This window comes from Ramlibacter sp., assembly GCF_013697775.1.
Taxonomy (GTDB): domain Bacteria; phylum Pseudomonadota; class Gammaproteobacteria; order Burkholderiales; family Burkholderiaceae_C; genus Ramlibacter.
Genome location: NZ_JACCWG010000377.1, coordinates 1 through 16,809, shown reverse-complemented (window position 1 = coordinate 16,809; position 16,809 = coordinate 1). Strand labels below are relative to the sequence as shown.

Here is a 16,809-nt window from a genome sequence, read left to right as displayed (position 1 = left end):
GTGCGGCGACACGCCCGGCAACATCGCGGCGGAGGCGCGCCACGGCGACGCCGAAGCCGCGGCCGCCGCGTTCGCGCAGGCGGCGCACGTGGTGCGCCTGCACATCGACAACCAGCGGCTGGTCGCGCTGGCGCTGGAGCCGCGCTCGGTGCTGGCCTGGCCCGCCGAAGACGGGCGGCTGACCCTGCGCCTGAGTTCGCAGATGCCCTCGGCCGTGCGCAACGGCCTGCACGACGTGCTGGGCATCCCGAAGGACCAGCTGCGCGTGACGGTGGGCGACGTGGGCGGCGGCTTCGGCATGAAGACCGGCATCTACCCGGAGGACGCGGCAGTGGCCTGGTGCGCCTGGACCCTGAAGCGGCCGGTGAAGTGGATCGCCGAGCGCAGCGAGGAATTCCTCTCCAGCACGCATGGCCGCGACGTGGCCACCGACGCCGAGCTGGCGCTGGCCGCCGACGGCCGCGTCCTGGCGCTTCGGCTGCGCTCGCATGCCAACGTGGGCGCTTACGCCACCGGCGTGGGCGTGGCCATCCAGCTGCTGATCGGTCCGTGGGTGCAGACCAGCGTGTACGACGTGCCGGCCATCGACTTCCATTTCCAGGCAGTGCTGACGCACCGCGCGCCGACCGGCGCCTACCGCGGCGCGGGCCGCCCCGAGGCCATCTTCACCATGGAGCGGCTGATGGACGAGGCGGCGCGCCAGACCGGCATCGAGCGCATCGCGCTGCGCCGGCGCAATTTCATCCGGCCTGGGCAGATGCCCTACCGCAACCCGATGGGGCAGGTGTACGACAGCGGCGAGTTCGAACGCATCATGGACAGCGGCCTTGCGCTGGCGGACTGGAACGGCTTCGAAGCGCGCGCGGCCGGGAGCAGGGCGCGCGGCAAGCTGCGCGGGCTGGGCATCGCGACCTTCCTGGAATGGACCGGCGGCAATGCGTTCGAGGAGCGCGTGACCGTCAGCGTGCGCGCCGACGGCGTGATCGAGGTGTTCAGCGCCGTCAACCAGATGGGGCAGGGCATCGCCACAACGCTGGCGCAGCTGGTGGTGGACGTGTTCGGCGTGCCGCTCGACAAAGTGCGCGTGGTGCTGGGCGACACCGACCGCGGCGACGGCTTCGGCAGCGCGGGCTCGCGCTCGCTGTTCACCGGAGGTTCGGCCATGCGGCTGGGCTCGGAGCGCGTGCTGGACACGGCGCGAACGCTTGCGGCCAGCGCGCTGGAAGCGGCGGCGGACGACCTGGCGTACGAGGATGGGCGCTTCACCGTGAAGGGCACCGATCTCGGCATCGGCCTGTTCGAGGTGGCGGCGCGCCAGCCGCAGCAGCACATCTACCTGGAGCACACCAGCGCGGTGGCCGGGCCGAGCTGGCCCAACGGCTGCCACGTGAGCGAGGTCGAGATCGACCCGCAGACCGGCGAGGTGCAGGTGGTGGCGTACGCCAGCATGAACGACGTGGGCCGCGTGGTGAATCCGATGATCGTGCGCGGCCAGCTCGACGGCGGCGCGGTGCAGGGCATGGGCCAGGCGCTGTGCGAACAGATGGCGTACGACCCGCAGAGCGGCCAGCCGGTGTCGGGCAGCCTGATGGACTATGCGGCGCCGCGCGCCGACATCGTCGCCTGCGAGTTCGTGACCGAGATGGACGAAGGGGTGCCCTGCAGGAACAACCCGCTGGGGGTGAAGGGCGTGGGCGAGCTGGGCACCATCGGCGCCACGCCCTGCGTTGTGAATGCAGTGGCCGACGCGCTGGCGCGCGCCGGCAGGCCGCAGCAGGCGCCGCTGCTGCAAATGCCGCTCACGGCTGCCAAGCTGTGGCAGGCGCTGCAGTAGCCGCTCAGGCCATGCTCGGGCTGCCGGCCGAGCGCCGCTGGCGCGCCTTGCCAGCGTCGAAGCCGTAGAAGCCGAAGTCGGTGTGCGGGCGCAGGCCGCTGATCAGCTCGGCCATCGCCTTGCCGGAACCGGCGCCGTGGGTCCAGCCCAGCGTGCCGTGGCCGGCATTCACCCACAGCTTGCCCACGCGCGTGCGGCCGATGTAGGGAATGTTGGTCGGCGTGGCGGGGCGCAGGCCGGTCCAGAAGCGCGGGTTGCCGCCGTCTTCTTCCAGCCGCGTGTCGCACACGCCGGGCAGCACCTGCTCGATGCGCTCGGCCAGCATGCGGCAGCGCGCGCGCGCCACCTTGCCGTCCAGGTCCAGGCCGTAGCCGCCGACCTCGATGGTGCCGGCCACGCGCAGCTCGTCGCCCAGGCGGCTCATCGCGCACTTCACCTCGTCGTCGATGGTGCTGACGAAAGGCGCGAGCTCCGGCTTCTTCAGCTTGAAGGTGGCGCTGTAGCCCTTGCCGGGATAGATCGGCAGGTCCACGCCCACGGTGCGCAGCAGCGGCGCGGTGTAGGAGCCGCAGGCCACCACCACCGCGTCGCCGGCCAGGCGCCGGTTTTCCCCGGCGGTGCGGTCGCGCACCTGCACCGCGTCGATGGCCTCACCGGTCTTTTCCAGGCGCAGGACGTCGTGGCCGTACAGGAATTGCGCGCCGCGCGCCGCGCAGCGCGCCGCCAGCTGCTCGGTGAACAGGCGGGCGTCGCCGCTTTCGTCGCTGGGCGTGTAAGTGCCGCCGACGATGCGGTGCGAGAACGACTTGAAGGCCGGCTCGATGGCGAACAGCTCGTCCTTGCTCACCACCGTGCGCGCCACGCCGTACTTCTGCATCAACTCGGCCGCTTCGGCCGCGTCGGCGAAGGCGGCGTCGCTGGTGTAGTAGTGGGCGATGCCGCGCTCCAGGCGCTTGTAGTCGATGCCGGTGGCGCGCACCACGTCCTTCAGCGCCGCATGGCTGTACGAGCCGAGCGCCACCAGCTGGCGCACGTTGCGCTCGAAGGCCGCGTCGTTGCACTGGGCCAGGAAGTGAAGGCCCCAGCGCCACTGCTGCCAGTCGAGCTGCGGGCGGAACAGCAGCGGGGCGTCGTTGCGGAACATCCACTTCAGCAGCTTGGCCGGTGCGTGCCTGTTGGCCCAGGGCTCGCAGTAGCTGACGGAGATCTGCGCCGCGTTGGCGAAACTGGTCTCCTGGGCCGCCGCCTGCTGCCGGTCGACGACGATCACTTCATGGCCGAGCTCCAGCAGATGCCAGGCGGTGCTGACGCCGATGATGCCGGCGCCGAGGACGAGCGTTTTCATGCGCGCAAGTGTCCCAAAGCTTGCGTTACAGTAAAAGCAAAATTAAACTATCTCGAAAATCATCAGGTAAGCTTATGAGCACTTTCGATCCGGACGCGCTGGAATGCCTTGCTGCCATTGTTGAGGAGGGCGGCTTCGAACGCGCGGCCCAGCGGCTGTCGATCACGCAGTCGGCAGTTTCGCAGCGTCTGCGGGCGCTCGAAGCACAGATCGGCACGGTGCTCATCGTGCGCAGCCGGCCCCTCAAGCCCACCTCCGCCGGCCAGCTCCTTCTCAAGCATACGAAGCAGCTCAGGCTCTTGCGCGCCGACCTGGAACGCGACCTGAAGGAACTGGCGCCGAGCTCCACCGGCGGTGCGCGCGAGGAAGAGCGCGTGTCCATCGCCATCAACGCCGACAGTATCGCCACCTGGTCGCTGCCCGCAGTCAACGACCTGGCGCGCCAGGGCCTGCCGCTTGAGATCATCACCGACGACCAGGATTTCACGCACGAGTGGCTGCGCGAAGGCCAGGTGCTGGGTTGCGTCACCACGCTGAAGCAGGCGCTGCGCGGCTGCAAGGTGGTGCCGCTGGGTGCCATGAGCTACATCGCCGTGGCGCAGGCCGATTACGCGAAAAAGAAGTGCCCCAACGGCCTGAGCCAGCACAACTTCCGTGAAGTGCCCTTCGTCGCCTTCAACCGCAAGGACGACATGCAAAGCGAGTTCGTGAGCAAGGCCTTTGGGTTGAAGCGCGTCACGCTCAACCAGCTGTTCGTGCCGAGTTCCGAAGGCCAGGTGCGCGCCATCCTGGCGGGCTGGGGCGCAAGCGTGCTGCCCGAGCTACTGGTGCGCGGGCTGCTTGCGCAAGGCCAATTGGTCAACATCGCGCCGTCGTTCGCGCTGCCGATCCAGCTGTACTGGCACTGCTGGAACCTGGAATCCGAGGTGCTGGACCACCTCACCGCGGCGCTCACCGGCGCGGCGGGCCAGGCACTGACGACAACCTGAACCTGTAGTTCAGCGCGGCGCTGAGGCGCCGTGTGAGATTTCCGCGCCGAACAGCCAGCGGTCCATGCCCAGGCCTTCCGGACCCGCGAACGCCAGCAGCACGGCGGCGGCGACCGCCGCAAGCCAGGCCAGCGTGGGCATCCAGTACGGCTTCATGGGGACTCCCGGACGTTTTGATGTGTGGCATCGAGTGTCTCAAGGCTGATGCACCGCCGCCAGAGCCCTGGTGTAAAGAACCTGCGTGGTTGTTGACGCCGGTAACCGCGCCGAGGCCTGTCCGGCGGCTTCAGGCCGGCAGCGGCAGCGTGATGGCGAACAGGGGGTCGAACGTCTCCTGTTCGCTTTTTGCCGCATAGCCCAGCGCATTGCTCACCACCCGGCATTCGCCGTGGATGCGGCCCGGCGCCGGCACGGCGTAGCGGTTCAGGCAGTGCAGGTGGCCGTGCATCCACGCGTCCGCCCGCGGCAGCAGGTGGTCCAGCGCATTGCAGAACCCGGCCGTGCCCGGCACCAAGCCGTAGCGCGGATCGGCGCTGTGCAGGCTGGGCGCGAAATGCGTGACCGCCACAGTGGGCCCGTCGAACGGCGTGGCCAGTGCCTGTTCCAGCCACTGCCGGCATGCCAGCCCCTGCGCGCGGATCTCCTCGGCCAGGAACGGCTGGCCATGGCGCACCGTGCCGGTCTTGGACAGGTAGAAGTTCGCCGCGCGGTAGGCCTTCTCGCGCATCTTGAGCTGCCGGGCCAACGGCGGCGGCGGATCGTCCTGCGCGACCAGCGCGTCGAAATCGGTCCACAGGGTGGTGCCGACGAAGCGCACGCCGCGGTGCACGAAGCATTCGCGCTCCAGCCACACCATGCCCAATGACTCCGCCACGCCGCGCAGCTCGGCATGGACGGCGTCGAAGTCGCCGCCGTCGTATTCATGGTTGCCGGGCACGTAGAGCACCAGCGGCCAGCGGCCGCCTTTGGACTGCGCGGCGAACTGCGACAGCCCGAAGTCGCGCGGCCGAACGTCGGGCAGCCGGGAGCCGGCCTGGTAGGAGCCGATGTCGCCGGCCAGCACCAGCACGTCGGCGTCGGCCGCCGCGGTGGCGCGGAAATCCGGCTGCGACTCCAGGTGCAGGTCGGACAAAAGCTGGATGCGCAGGTGGGTCACGGCGGCGACGCAAGAAGGTGGCCGGCTATTGTGCAGGCAACGATCTCCGCTATTCTTGGACCGCGTTCCAGGGAGCCCAGATGCCAAGCCCATTTCTCCAGCGCGCCAGGTTCGCCGGCGCCCGCGTGCTCAGCGTGGTCGCGCCCGGTGTCGCGGCCCGCATCACCCGGTCGGTGTTCACTACCGCGCCGCGCATCCGCCCCATGCGGCCCGAGGAGCAGGCGCTGTTCGCGCGCGCCGAGCGCGGCACGGTCGCCTTTCGCAACTACCGCATTCCCACCTGGAGCTGGGGCAACAAGAGCGCCCCGCGCGTGCTGCTGTCGCACGGCTGGGGCGTGGCGCCGGCCTTCTTCGGCCCGCTGGTGGAGAGGCTGGTCGCGCAAGGCTGGAACGTGACCACCTACCTGGGCCCGGCACATGCCGACGGCGACCCGCCCCGGACCACCGGCATGACGCTGGTGCACGCGCTGCGCGCGCTCGTCGACACGCTGGGCCCGTTCGACGCGCTGGTGGGCCACTCGCTGGGCGCCGGCATGATCGTCATGGGCTCGAAGATCGGCATCGGCGCCGAACGGCTGGTGCTGATCTCGCCCGTGACGGACCTCGTCGACCACACCGACCGGTTCGCCGGCGCCATGGGAATGTCGCGAAAGGTGGCGGCCCGCATGCGCCGGATCATCCGCGAAGAAGTCGCCGCCGACTTCAAGCCGCTCGGCCGCGACTGGGACGAGCTGTTCGAAACGTGCGTGGAAGCGCCCACGCTGCTGGTGCACGACGAGAACGACGAGCTGATGGGCGTGTCGCAGTCCGAGTACATCGTGCAGCGCTGGCCCAACGCCCGGCTGGTGCGCACCCAGGGGCTGGGCCACGTGAAGATCCTGCGCAACCCGGCCGTGGTGGACGGCATCGCGCAGTTCCTGGATGCAAGCCCGGCCCTGCAGGCGCGGGCCGCGGCCAACGCCGCCGCCTGAATCCGCGCTCAGGCGCCCAGCCGCTCGGCGATCTTCGCCTTGGTGTCGCGCAGCTCCTGCGGCAGGCGGTACGCGAGCTGCTGGAACAGCTCCTCGTGCAGCTGCAGCTCCTGCTGCCAGGCCGCGTGGTCGATGCGGGTGACGGTATCGAACTGGTCGCGGCTGAAGTCCAGGCCTTCCCAGTTCAACTCCTCGTAGGTGGGGCTCAGGCCGAACACGTGCTCGGCGCCCTGCGCCTTGCCTTCCATGCGGTCGATCATCCACTTCAACACGCGCATGTTCTCGCCGTAGCCCGGCCAGACGAACTTGCCGTCCGCGCCCTTGCGGAACCAGTTGGTGGTGTAGATGTGCGGCAGGTGCGCGCCGCTGTTTTGCAGCCGCTTGCCCAGCGCCAGCCAGTGGCGGAAGTAGTCGCTCATGTTGTAGCCGGTGAACGGCAGCATGGCGAACGGGTCGCGCCGCACCACGCCCTGCTGGCCGGCCGCCGCGGCGGTGGTCTCGGAGCCCATGGTGGCGGCCATGTAGACGCCTTCCACCCAGTCGCGCGCCTCGGTCACCAGCGGCACCGTGGTCGAGCGGCGGCCGCCGAAGATGAAGGCGTCGATCGGAACGCCGCGCGGGTCGTCCCAGGCGGCGTCCAGCACCGGGTTGTTGATGGCCGCCACGGTGAAGCGCGCGTTCGGGTGCGCCGCCTTGGCGCCGGTCTGCTTGCCGATCTCGGGTGTCCAGTCGCGGCCCTGCCAGTCGGTGCAATGCGCCGGCGCCTCGCCCATGCCTTCCCACCACACGTCGCCGTCGTCGGTGAGCGCCACGTTGGTAAAGATCACGTTCTTGTCCAGGCTGGCCATGCAGTTCGGGTTGGTCAGGCTGTTGGTGCCCGGCGCCACGCCGAAGTAGCCGGCTTCCGGGTTGATGGCGTAGAGCTTGCCGTCGGCCCCGGGCTTGATCCAGGCGATGTCGTCGCCGATGGTGGTGACCTGCCAGCCTTCGAAGCCCTTGGGCGGGATCAGCATGGCGAAGTTGGTCTTGCCGCAGGCCGACGGAAACGCCGCCGCCACGTGGTATTTCTTGCCCGCCGGCGTGGTCACGCCGAGGATGAGCATGTGCTCGGCCAGCCAGCCCTCGTCGCGGCCCATGGTGGAGGCGATGCGCAGCGCGAAGCATTTCTTGCCCAGGAGCGCGTTGCCCCCGTAGCCGGAGCCGTACGACCAGATCTCGCGCGTCTCGGGGTAATGCACGATGTACTTGGTGGTGTTGCACGGCCAGGCCACGTCCTTCTGGCCCCGCTCCAGCGGCGCGCCCACGGTGTGCACGCAGGGCACGAACTCGCCTTCAACGCCCAGCACGTCGTACACCGCGCGGCCCATGCGGGTCATGATGCGCATGTTCACCGCCACATACGGGCTGTCGGACAGCTCGATGCCGATATGGGCGATCGGCGAGCCCAGCGGTCCCATGGAGAACGGCACCACGTACATGGTGCGCCCGCGCATGCAGCCGTCGAACAGCGGCTGTAAGGTGGTGCGCATCGCGGCGGGGTCGGTCCAGTTGTTGGTGGGGCCGGCGTCTTCCTGGCGCTGCGAGCAGATGTAGGTGCGGTCTTCCACCCGCGCCACGTCGCTCGGGTCGGACCAGGCCAGGTAGGAGCCCGGGCGCTTGGCCGGATCCAGCTTGCGGAAGGTGCCGGCGTCCACCAGCTGCTGGCAGAAGCGGTCGTATTCGTCCTGGCTGCCGTCGCACCAGTGCACCTGTTCGGGTTTGCACAGGGCCACCATGTCCGACACCCAGGCGATCAGCCGGGCGTTCTTGACGTAGGCGGGAACATCGAGGTTCAGGCCCTGCATCACGGGTGAGTTCATCCAAAGCTCCTAATGTGAAAAACCGGATTTCAAAAGGAGCTCGGTGACGCAGTGGCCGGGCGCGCGCCCTTTTGAAATCAGGCTGGCACAGTCGCCCGCTGGGTCGGCTGGACGAACCCATTTTAAGAAGCCGCCCCTCGCAACTGTCGTAGAACCGTCGCAATTCCATGCAAACGATGCATAAGGTTATGCATCAACTACTTTAGTGCTCAGAAACATCAACGCCCTCGGCGCGTGGCGCGCGAGGGCGAAGAAGGATTTCAATTAACTGCCGGATGAGCTCCGGCAGCTGGCGCTCAGGCCATGTAGATCGCGATGAAGGCCAGCAGGAACATCAGCACACCACCAACCAGCGGCAGCACGATGGGCATGGCCGGCACGATGGATTCGACCGCATCTTGCGGTTCGGTCGCTTCGCCGGGGCTGTGGCGCGGCTCGGGGCTGGACATCGGGTTCCTCTTGGAATGGGGTGCGAAGAGGTGGGATTCTAAAGCAGCGCGTAGGTGGTGCTCGCGCGGCAGACGCTCTTGCCGTCGTCCGCCCCGCGGATGTCGATCTCGCCGAAGGCCAGGCTCTTGCCCGCCCGCAGCACCCGCGCCTGCACCAGCGCGTCCTGGTTGGACAGCGGCTTGAGAAAGCTGGTATTCATCTGGACCGTGGTGCAGGGCCGGAATTCGCCGAACTGGGCAATGAGCGCCAGCACCATGGCCGTGTCGGCCGCGGCCATCATGGCCTGGCCGCACAGCATGCCGCCCACGCGCGACAGCTGCGTGTTCTGCGGCAGCCGCAAGGTGACGCTGCCCGCCTCGAAGCTGTCCACTTGCAGGCCCAGGGTTTGCACCCAGGGCGCGAAATACTCGGCCAGGGCCGATCGCAGGGTCTGCGTGTCCATCGTGCTCATGTCAGTGCTCATTGTTCCTCGGCTGCGAAGCCGCCCGCATGCAGGGCATCCAGCACCAGCTGGATGTGGGGGCGACCGCGCGTCTGCACCACCAGTTCCACTTCCACGTTCTGCGCCGCCAGCAAGGTGAAGGCGCGCTGGTGGTGCACCTCGTCGATGTTGGCGCCCGCTTCGCTGACGATGGCCGTGATGCGGGCCAGCGAGCCCGGCACGTCGCGCGCGCTCACGCGCAGCCGCGCCAGCCGCCCGGCGCGCACCATGCCGCGGTGGATGATGGCCGCCAGCAGCATCGGGTCGATGTTGCCGCCGCTCAAAATGAGGCCGACCTTGCGGCCGCGCCAGCGCTCCGGGTTCTTCAGCAAGGCTGCCAGCGGCGCCGCGCCCGCGCCCTCGACCAGGGTCTTTTCGATCTCCAGCAGCATCACGATGGCCTGCTCGATGTCGCCCTCGTCGACCAGCACGATGTCGTCGACGTGGCGCGCGATCATCTCCTGCGGAATGCGCCCTGGCCGGCTGACCGCGATGCCTTCCGCAATGCTCGAGCTGCCGAGCGGCAGGTCCTGGTGCTTGATGGCGTTGTACATCGACGGAAAGCGCAGCGTCTGCACGCCGATCACCTCGATGCCCGGCTTCAGCGCCTTGGCCGCGGTGGCCACGCCGGCGATCAGCCCGCCGCCGCCCACCGACACGATCAGCGTGTCCAGGTCGGGCTGGGCCTGCAGCATCTCCAGGCCGACCGTGCCCTGGCCGATGGCGATGGCCTCGTCGTCGTACGGGTGCACGAACACCAGCTGCTCGCGCTCGGCCAGTGCCAGCGCGTGGCTGCGCGCTTCTTCCAGCGTGTCGCCGTGCAGCACCACCTCGGCCGCGAAGCTGCGGGTGCGCTCGACCTTCACGCCGGGCGTGAAGCGCGGCATGACGATCACGGCGCGCAAGCCCAGCCGTTGCGCGTGGTACGCCACGCCCTGGGCGTGGTTGCCCGCGCTCATGGCGATCACGCCGCGCGTGCCGCCCTCGGCCAGCTGGACCAGCTTGTTGCAGGCCCCGCGCTCCTTGAACGAGGCGGTGAACTGCAGGTTCTCGAACTTCAGGAAGATCTGGCTGCCAGTGATCTGCGACAGCGTGCGCGACTCCACGCAGGGCGTGTCGAGCACCTGGCCACGCAGGCGACCGGCGGCCAAGCGGATGTCTTGCAGGGCGATCATGATGTGTGCATTCTGCCCGCGGCCCAGCTTGGGGGCCGGGCTTTCCCCGGCATCACCATCTTCCATGCCGCATCAAGTCGCGTTATCGTAGTCGCGCAAAGTCGTCGCGCAAAAACGCATCGTTGCCGGAGGTTCATTGGCCAAGCGTTCCCTGGATGTGCAAGTGCTGCCCTCGCCGGGCCTGAAAGACGCGCCGGTGCTGGACCTGATGTGTTCGCACTTCGTGCTGACACTCGCCGCCAAGCAGGGCGCGAAATTCAACGTGCGGCGCGACCTGAACGGCCTGCTGTCGCTGGCCGGCCGCCACCTGGCCTGGCCCGGGCCGGCGCTGGGCAGGCTGCGCGAGTTCCTGGCGCGCCGCTGCAAGGACAACGAGTTCTGGCGCGGCCACGAGTTGCTGTCCACGCGCGAATTCCTGGAACGCCACGGCGTGTGGCGCGGCCCGTACGAAGAAGGCACTCTGTTCTTCTACCTGGACGAATACGCCAAGGACCAGCCCAAGGACCTGCTGTCGGTGCTGGCCGTCACCGGCGACTGGCTGGCCAACGCGCTGAAAAAGCAGTCCACCCTGGTGGAGAAGAACATCGATGCGCTGGCCAGCCTGCTGCAGCTGAACAAGGCCGAGCGCGCGCTGCTGCTGTACGGCACGCTGGCGCGCTACCAGCGCGACCTGCGCAGCCTGCTGGTGGAGTTCAAGGTCAACAACGCACCCGAGGCGTACGCTGCCATTGCCGAAGTGGCGGGCGTGAGCGCCAGCGACGTGGGCGAGGCGCTGCGCGCCGGCTCGCGGCTGGAGCGCATCGGCCTGGTGGAGAACCTGATCTCCGAGCACAACATCACCGACCTGGCCGACCTGATGAAGGTCAGCGAGAAGCTGCCGCCGGTGCTGATGCGCGAATACCGCGACCAGAGCGAGCTGATGGCCGTGTTCACCCGGCCTTCGGCCAAGAGCGCGCTCACGCTGGACGACTTCGCCTTCGTCAGCGATGACGCGCGGGTGCTGTGCGCGCTGCTGCGCAACGCCGTGGACCGCAAGGAGCCGGGCGTCAACGTGCTGCTGTACGGCCCGCCCGGCACCGGCAAGACCGAACTGGCCAAGGTGGTGGCGCAGGCCACCGGGCTGGAGCTGTTCGAGGTGGAGTACGCCGACCGCGACGGCAACTCGCTGAGCGGGCGCGACCGCTACCGGTCGCTGCAGATCGCGCAGGTGTTCCTGAAAGGCAGCGCGCAGGCGGCGCTGCTGTTCGACGAAGTGGAGGACGTGTTCCCGCCGATCTCCAGCGAGGCGGCGCAGCTGATGGCGCGCGCCGAGCAGGTGGTGGCGCCGCCCAGCGGCAGCGTGAGCGGCAAGGCCTGGGTCAACCAGATTCTGGAATCGAACCCGGTGCCCACCTTGTGGGTGACCAACCGCATCGAGCAGATCGACCCGGCGTTCCGCCGCCGCTTCGCCTACCACCTGGAGCTGACGTCGCCGCCGCCCGGCGCGCGCGAAAGCATCGTGCGCAAGACGCTGGAAGGCGTGCAGGTGTCGGACGCCTTTGTCGCCAAGCTCACCGAGCGCAAGGGCCTGACGCCGGCGCAGATCCGCACCGCGGTGCGCTTCGCCGGCCTGGCGCGCAGCGAAGAAGGCGCGGCGACGGAAGAACTGATCGAGCGGCAGCTGCGCAACGCCGACCAGGCGCTGGGCGTGCGCCCATCTACGGCGGGGCTGCGCCGCAGCGTGACGACCTACGACCTGGAGATGCTGAACGTGGAGTCGCGCTTCGAGCTGCCGCGCATCGTGCAGGCGCTGAAGGCGCGCGGCCACGGCAGCCTGTGCTTCTGGGGCGCGCCCGGCACCGGCAAGACGGCGCTGGCCGAACACATCGCGCACAGCCTGGAGCGGCCGCTGCTGGTGAAGCAGGCGAGCGACTTGATGAGCAAGTTCGTCGGCGAAACCGAGCAGAACATGGCGGCGATGTTCCGCGAAGCGGAGAACGAAAAGGCCGTGCTGCTGCTGGACGAAGCCGACAGCTTTTTGCAGGACCGCCGCGGCGCGCAGCGCACCTACGAGGTGACCGAGGTGAACGAGATGCTGCAGGGCATGGAGCGCTTTGCCGGCATCTTCATCTGCACGACCAACCTGATGGACCGCATCGACCAGGCGGCGCTGCGGAGGTTCACGTTCAAGCTGCGGTTCAGGCCGCTGACGGGTGTGCAGCGGGAGAAGATGTTTGTGACGGAGGCGCTGGGCGGGGATGCGACGCGGCTGACGGCGCAGGCGCAGTCACGGCTGGCGAAGCTGGATCAGCTGTGTCCTGGGGACTTTGCTGCGGTGAAGCGGCAAGTCGACATCCTGGCGACGGAGTTCAGTGAAGAGGAATTCCTGGAGCAACTGGAGGCGGAGCATCGGATCAAGCCGGAGGTGCGGGAGGCGCGGGGGATTGGGTTTGTGCGGTGAGATAGAGCACGCCACCAGATATTCCTACTTCACGCGAGAGTCATACACCCATTTCCGGATCTTCCTCGCGGAAATCTTTATCGCATCAGGATGCCGGGGATTGACAAGTACGTTGAATTCCTCAGGAACGACGACGGAAGGTACGCGCGCGAGCGCGCTCGAGAGCGCAGCGCACCATGCGCTTCCCCAGTCGATGCTGACCTTGCCCGCGGGCAGAGCGTCCCACCCCACCAGCGTGGCGGGATCGGCGATCACGGCGCTGTTCCAAATCGCTTCTGGAACATGCAGTTGCACTAGGTACCGGTTGAGAGGCAGGGCGCCCGCACCCAAGTGGACCATCGTTTCCAAAACCGCGAGCGCAATCGTCGGCGCGGTATAAAGCATCGGTGTACCGACAGCGTTCCACCGTCCGCCGGTTTTTTCTGCACCGACGCCGGTCAGGTCATCAGCAACGTACGAAGGCGCATCCGTAGCGATTCTCCATAGAGAAATGCTTCTCACGCATAGGCTCCTGAATACATTTGGGCAAGCAGTTTCGAAACCAGCTCACGACCGTCCGCGGTATCGAGCAAATCCTCGGGCCGCCGACCGCCTAAGGCGGGTAATGGCTGCGAGATCCATTCAGCGAACCACTTCGCCGGTTTGAACCCTTCGGGGGCCCCGGCCTCCTCGACGCTCGCCTGCACTTGACCGATGAGTTTGGCCAAACCCACGAGGCGCTCGCTCTCGTCTGCAGAAAGGTCCGCCTTATTGGCGATCTTCCTGGTCACGGTGGCCCGGGGTAACCCAACGATGTGTACAAACCGCTCCTTGGTGATCTCCATTTCCTTCGAGATCACATTGACCATGACGGAAGGAGCGCCCCGTTTTACGAGGTCTGCGCGATCCAGGGATGGCATCCCGAAAATATCCGTGAAGCCTACCGTCCCTGGCCGGCTAAGCTTTCGCCAGAGCTTCGTCTTCTTCATTTCCGCGCTTGCCGCCAACACAGCAGCGCTGGTGGGCGGAACACCCTTTCGCAAGACGGCAGCCGGTTTGACAGGGGGTCGAGAAGCGGCAGGCGACATGGAAAACTCCTCAGGCTCAGATGAGCCTTTATGTTATCTCAAATGCGCCACGTGGTCCTGACGGTCAATTGGAGCCAAATGGTGCGCCAGCCCTCACCCATTCACCACCCGCAACACCTCATCCCCATACGCCTCCAGCTTCTTCGCCCCGATCCCGCTGACCCCCTGAAGATCGTCCAGTGACTTCGGCGCCAGCGCCGCGATCGCCGCCAGCGTCGCGTCGTGGAAGATCACATAGGCCGGCAGGTTGTGCTCGCGCGCCACTTCCCCGCGCCAAGCCTTCAGCGCAGCGAACCGCTGCTGCGCCTCCGCCGTCAGGCTCGCCGCAACCGCCGGCACCGTCTTGCCATCCTTGCCACCGCTGCTGCGCCGCCTGCCACCCCCAGCCGGCGCGGAGATCGACTCCCGCAGCTCCACGCTGCGCTCCCCCTTCAACACCGCCCGCGACCCATCCGTCAGCTTCAAGGTGTTGTATGCCTGCGCATCCACCGCCAGCGCGCCGGTCGCGATCAGCTGCCTTAACACCCCGCGCAGCTGCGCTTCGCTGTACTCCGCGCCGATGCCGAAGGTGGACACGCGCTCGTGCCGGAACTGCGTCACCTTCTCGGTCGTCTTGCCGCGCAGCACGTCCATGATGTGGCCGGCGCCGAAGGTGATGCCGCTTTGCTGCTCCACGCGGTAGATGGTGGACAGCAGCTTGCGCGCGGCGTCGGTGCCGTCCCAGATCTGCGGGGGCTGCAGACAGTTGTCGCAGTTGCCGCAGGGCGTGGCGTGTTCGCCGAAATATTCCAGCAGGCGCACGCGCCGGCAGTCGGTGGCTTCGGCCAGCGCCAGCAGCGCGTCCAGCTTGCCGCGCAGCACCTGCTTGAATTCCTCGCCGGCCGGGCTTTCGTCGATCATGCGGCGCTGGTTCACCACGTCCTGCAAGCCATAGGACATCCAGGCGTCGGCGGCCAAGCCGTCGCGGCCGCCGCGCCCCGTTTCCTGGTAATAGCCCTCGATGTTCTTCGGCAGGTCCAGGTGCGCGACAAAACGCACGTCGGGCTTGTCGATGCCCATGCCGAAGGCGATGGTCGCCACCATCACGATGCCGTCCTCGCGCAAAAACCGGTCCTGGTGGCGCTGGCGCACGTCGCTGTCCAGCCCCGCGTGGTAGGGCAGGGCGGAGATGCCTTCGCGGCTCAAGATCTGCGCGATCTCTTCCACGCGCTTGCGCGACTGGCAGTACACGATGCCGGCTTCGCTCGTGTGCTCGCGCTCGATGAAGCGCAGCAGCTGCAAGGTGGCGTCCTTCTTCTCCACGATGGTGTAGCGGATGTTCGGCCGGTCGAAGCTGCTGACGAACTGGCGCGCCTCCTGCAGCTGCAGATGCTGCACCATGTCTTCGCGCGTCAGCCCGTCGGCTGTGGCGGTGAGCGCCACGCGCGGCACGCCCGGAAAGCGCTCGTGCAGCATGGACAGCGCGCGGTACTCGGGCCGGAAGTCGTGGCCCCACTGGCTCACGCAATGTGCCTCGTCGATGGCGATCAGGCTGAGCTGGCCGCGCTCGTACAGCGACTGCATCTGCGCCAGGAAGCGCGGCGTCGTGATGCGCTCGGGCGCGGCGTACAGCAGCGTGATTTCGCCGCGCAGCAGGCGCTTTTCCACGTTGGCGGCTTCCTCGCCGCTGAGCGTGGAGTTGAGGAACGCGGCTTCCACGCCGGCCTCGTGCAGCGCGCCCACCTGGTCGTGCATCAGCGCGATCAGCGGCGACACCACGATGGCGATGCCGTGGCCGGCCTGCTGGCGCGCGATGGCGGGGATCTGGTAGCACAGCGATTTGCCGCCGCCGGTGGGCATCAGCACCAGGGCGTCGCCGCCGCCGACCAGGTGGTCGATGATGTCGGCCTGCGGGCCGCGAAAGTGCTCGTAGCCGAACACTTCGGAAAGGATGGACAGGGGAGTCGGCAAGATGGGCGCCATTGTGCGGGATGCCGGGCCGGTTTCGGGGGCAAGGCTTTCTCCCTAGAATGGCCGGACCATGAAGCCGATCACCTACACCCGTGGCCAAGCCCTGCCGGGCATCCTGGAACAGCGCATCGCCATCCTCGACGGCGCCATGGGCACCATGATCCAGCGCTTCAAGCTCACCGAGGCCGACTACCGCGGCGAGCGCCTGAAGGACCACCACAAGGACCTGAAGAACAACGGCGACCTGCTGGCGCTGACCCGCCCCGACGTGATCCGCGACATCCACGAGAGCTACCTGGCCGCCGGCGTCGACATCATCGAGACCAACACCTTCGGCGCCAACGCACTGGCCCAGTCGGACTACGACCTGGCCCACCTGTCGCTGGAAATGAACGTGGCGGCCACGAAGCTGGCGCGCGCCGCGGCCGACAAGTTCTCCACGCCCGACAAGCCGCGCTTCGTGGCCGGCGCGCTCGGCCCGACGCCGCGCACCGCCAGCATCAGCCCCGACGTGAACGACCCGGGCGCGCGCAACGTGGACTTCGAGGCGTTGCGCGCCGCGTACTACGAGCAGGTGCAGGGCCTGGTGGAAGGCGGGTCCGACCTGCTGCTGGTGGAAACGATCTTCGACACCCTGAACGCCAAGGCGGCGCTGTTCGCCATCGACGAGTTCTTCGAGAACAGCGGCGAGCGCCTGCCGCTAATCATCAGCGGCACCGTGACCGATGCCTCCGGCCGCATCCTGAGCGGCCAGACGGTCACGGCCTTCTGGTACAGCGTGCGCCACGCGCAGCCGCTGGCCATCGGCCTGAACTGCGCCCTGGGCGCCGCGCTGATGCGCCCCTACATCCAGGAGCTGAACCGCGCCGCGCCCGACGTGTTCATCAGCTGCTACCCGAACGCCGGCCTGCCCAACCCGATGGCGGAAACGGGCTTCGACGAGACGCCGGACGTCACCTCCCGGCTGCTGCGCGAATTCGCCGCCGAGGGCCTGGTGAACATCGTGGGCGGCTGCTGCGGCACCACGCCGGAACACATCACGGCCATCCGCGAGGCGGTGCAGCCGCTGCCGGCGCGGACAAGGCAGCGCGA

Annotated in this window: 15 protein-coding genes; 5 read left to right on the top strand and 10 right to left on the bottom strand. The window is 67.9% G+C overall.

Annotated elements, in window-relative coordinates:
• Nucleotides 1-1,834: molybdopterin cofactor-binding domain-containing protein (locus H0U68_RS19190; protein WP_296358504.1), on the top strand; the 1,834-nt coding region annotated here is incomplete at its 5' end.
• A 4-nt stretch (nt 1,835-1,838) separates the two neighbouring features.
• Here the strand turns inward: H0U68_RS19190 and H0U68_RS19185 are convergent.
• Entirely contained in the window at nt 1,839-3,179 is a 1,341-nt protein-coding gene (locus H0U68_RS19185; protein WP_296358503.1) for a D-amino acid dehydrogenase, read from the bottom strand.
• Nucleotides 3,180-3,253: 74 nt separating this feature from the next.
• Between H0U68_RS19185 and H0U68_RS19180 the strand changes: the two genes are divergently transcribed.
• A complete protein-coding gene (locus H0U68_RS19180) occupies nt 3,254-4,168 on the top strand; it encodes a LysR family transcriptional regulator ArgP (RefSeq protein WP_296358502.1) in 915 nt (304 codons plus the stop codon).
• Nucleotides 4,169-4,177: 9 nt separating this feature from the next.
• On the opposite strand, the gene H0U68_RS19175 is transcribed toward H0U68_RS19180, so the two are convergent.
• Both H0U68_RS19175 and H0U68_RS19170 read right to left on the bottom strand, forming a co-directional pair.
• Entirely contained in the window at nt 4,178-4,324 is a 147-nt protein-coding gene (locus tag H0U68_RS19175) for a hypothetical protein (RefSeq protein ID WP_296358501.1), read from the bottom strand.
• 130 nt (nt 4,325-4,454) lie between these two features.
• Nucleotides 4,455-5,315, bottom strand: a complete 861-nt coding sequence (locus H0U68_RS19170) for a metallophosphoesterase (RefSeq protein ID WP_296358506.1) — start codon at nt 5,313-5,315, stop codon at nt 4,455-4,457.
• A gap of 89 nt (nt 5,316-5,404) precedes the next feature.
• Here H0U68_RS19170 and H0U68_RS19165 point away from each other — a divergent pair, with 89 nt between their 5' ends.
• Nucleotides 5,405-6,295: an alpha/beta hydrolase gene (locus H0U68_RS19165; RefSeq protein ID WP_296358500.1), complete on the top strand. Its 891-nt coding sequence runs from the start codon at nt 5,405-5,407 to the stop codon at nt 6,293-6,295.
• Nucleotides 6,296-6,303: 8 nt separating this feature from the next.
• Here the strand turns inward: H0U68_RS19165 and H0U68_RS19160 are convergent, their stop codons facing one another.
• The 4 genes from H0U68_RS19160 to H0U68_RS19145 form a co-directional block, all read right to left on the bottom strand.
• Entirely contained in the window at nt 6,304-8,154 is a 1,851-nt protein-coding gene (locus tag H0U68_RS19160; RefSeq protein WP_296358499.1) for a phosphoenolpyruvate carboxykinase (GTP), read from the bottom strand.
• Between the two features lie 296 nt (nt 8,155-8,450).
• Complete coding sequence (locus H0U68_RS19155; RefSeq protein WP_296358498.1) at nt 8,451-8,603, bottom strand: hypothetical protein; 153 nt, start codon at nt 8,601-8,603, stop codon at nt 8,451-8,453.
• Between the two features lie 38 nt (nt 8,604-8,641).
• Nucleotides 8,642-9,055: a PaaI family thioesterase gene (locus tag H0U68_RS19150; protein WP_365732191.1), complete on the bottom strand. Its 414-nt coding sequence runs from the start codon at nt 9,053-9,055 to the stop codon at nt 8,642-8,644.
• A gap of 8 nt (nt 9,056-9,063) precedes the next feature.
• Nucleotides 9,064-10,260, bottom strand: coding sequence for a threonine ammonia-lyase (locus H0U68_RS19145; RefSeq protein ID WP_296358497.1), 1,197 nt, complete (start codon nt 10,258-10,260; stop codon nt 9,064-9,066).
• Between the two features lie 136 nt (nt 10,261-10,396).
• Between H0U68_RS19145 and H0U68_RS19140 the strand changes: the two genes are divergently transcribed.
• On the top strand, nt 10,397-12,700 hold the full coding sequence (locus tag H0U68_RS19140) for an AAA family ATPase (RefSeq protein ID WP_296358496.1): 2,304 nt from the start codon (nt 10,397-10,399) through the stop codon (nt 12,698-12,700).
• Nucleotides 12,701-12,724: 24 nt separating this feature from the next.
• Here the strand turns inward: H0U68_RS19140 and H0U68_RS19135 are convergent, their stop codons facing one another.
• From H0U68_RS19135 to recQ, 3 genes are all read right to left on the bottom strand, one after another.
• Nucleotides 12,725-13,201 carry an RES family NAD+ phosphorylase gene (locus tag H0U68_RS19135; RefSeq protein ID WP_296358495.1) on the bottom strand — a complete coding sequence of 159 codons (477 nt, stop codon included), beginning with the start codon at nt 13,199-13,201 and terminating at the stop codon, nt 12,725-12,727.
• Nucleotides 13,198-13,767 (bottom strand): antitoxin Xre-like helix-turn-helix domain-containing protein, encoded by a 570-nt coding sequence (locus H0U68_RS19130; protein WP_296358494.1) that lies wholly within the window; start codon nt 13,765-13,767, stop codon nt 13,198-13,200. Before H0U68_RS19130 ends, H0U68_RS19135 begins: the two co-directional genes overlap by 4 nt.
• Before the next feature lie 93 nt (nt 13,768-13,860).
• Nucleotides 13,861-15,729 carry a DNA helicase RecQ gene (gene recQ / locus H0U68_RS19125; protein WP_296358493.1) on the bottom strand — a complete coding sequence of 623 codons (1,869 nt, stop codon included), beginning with the start codon at nt 15,727-15,729 and terminating at the stop codon, nt 13,861-13,863.
• Nucleotides 15,730-15,787: 58 nt separating this feature from the next.
• On the opposite strand from recQ, the gene H0U68_RS19120 reads away from it, so the two are divergent.
• Nucleotides 15,788-16,809: homocysteine S-methyltransferase family protein (locus tag H0U68_RS19120; protein ID WP_296358492.1), on the top strand; the 1,022-nt coding region annotated here is incomplete at its 3' end.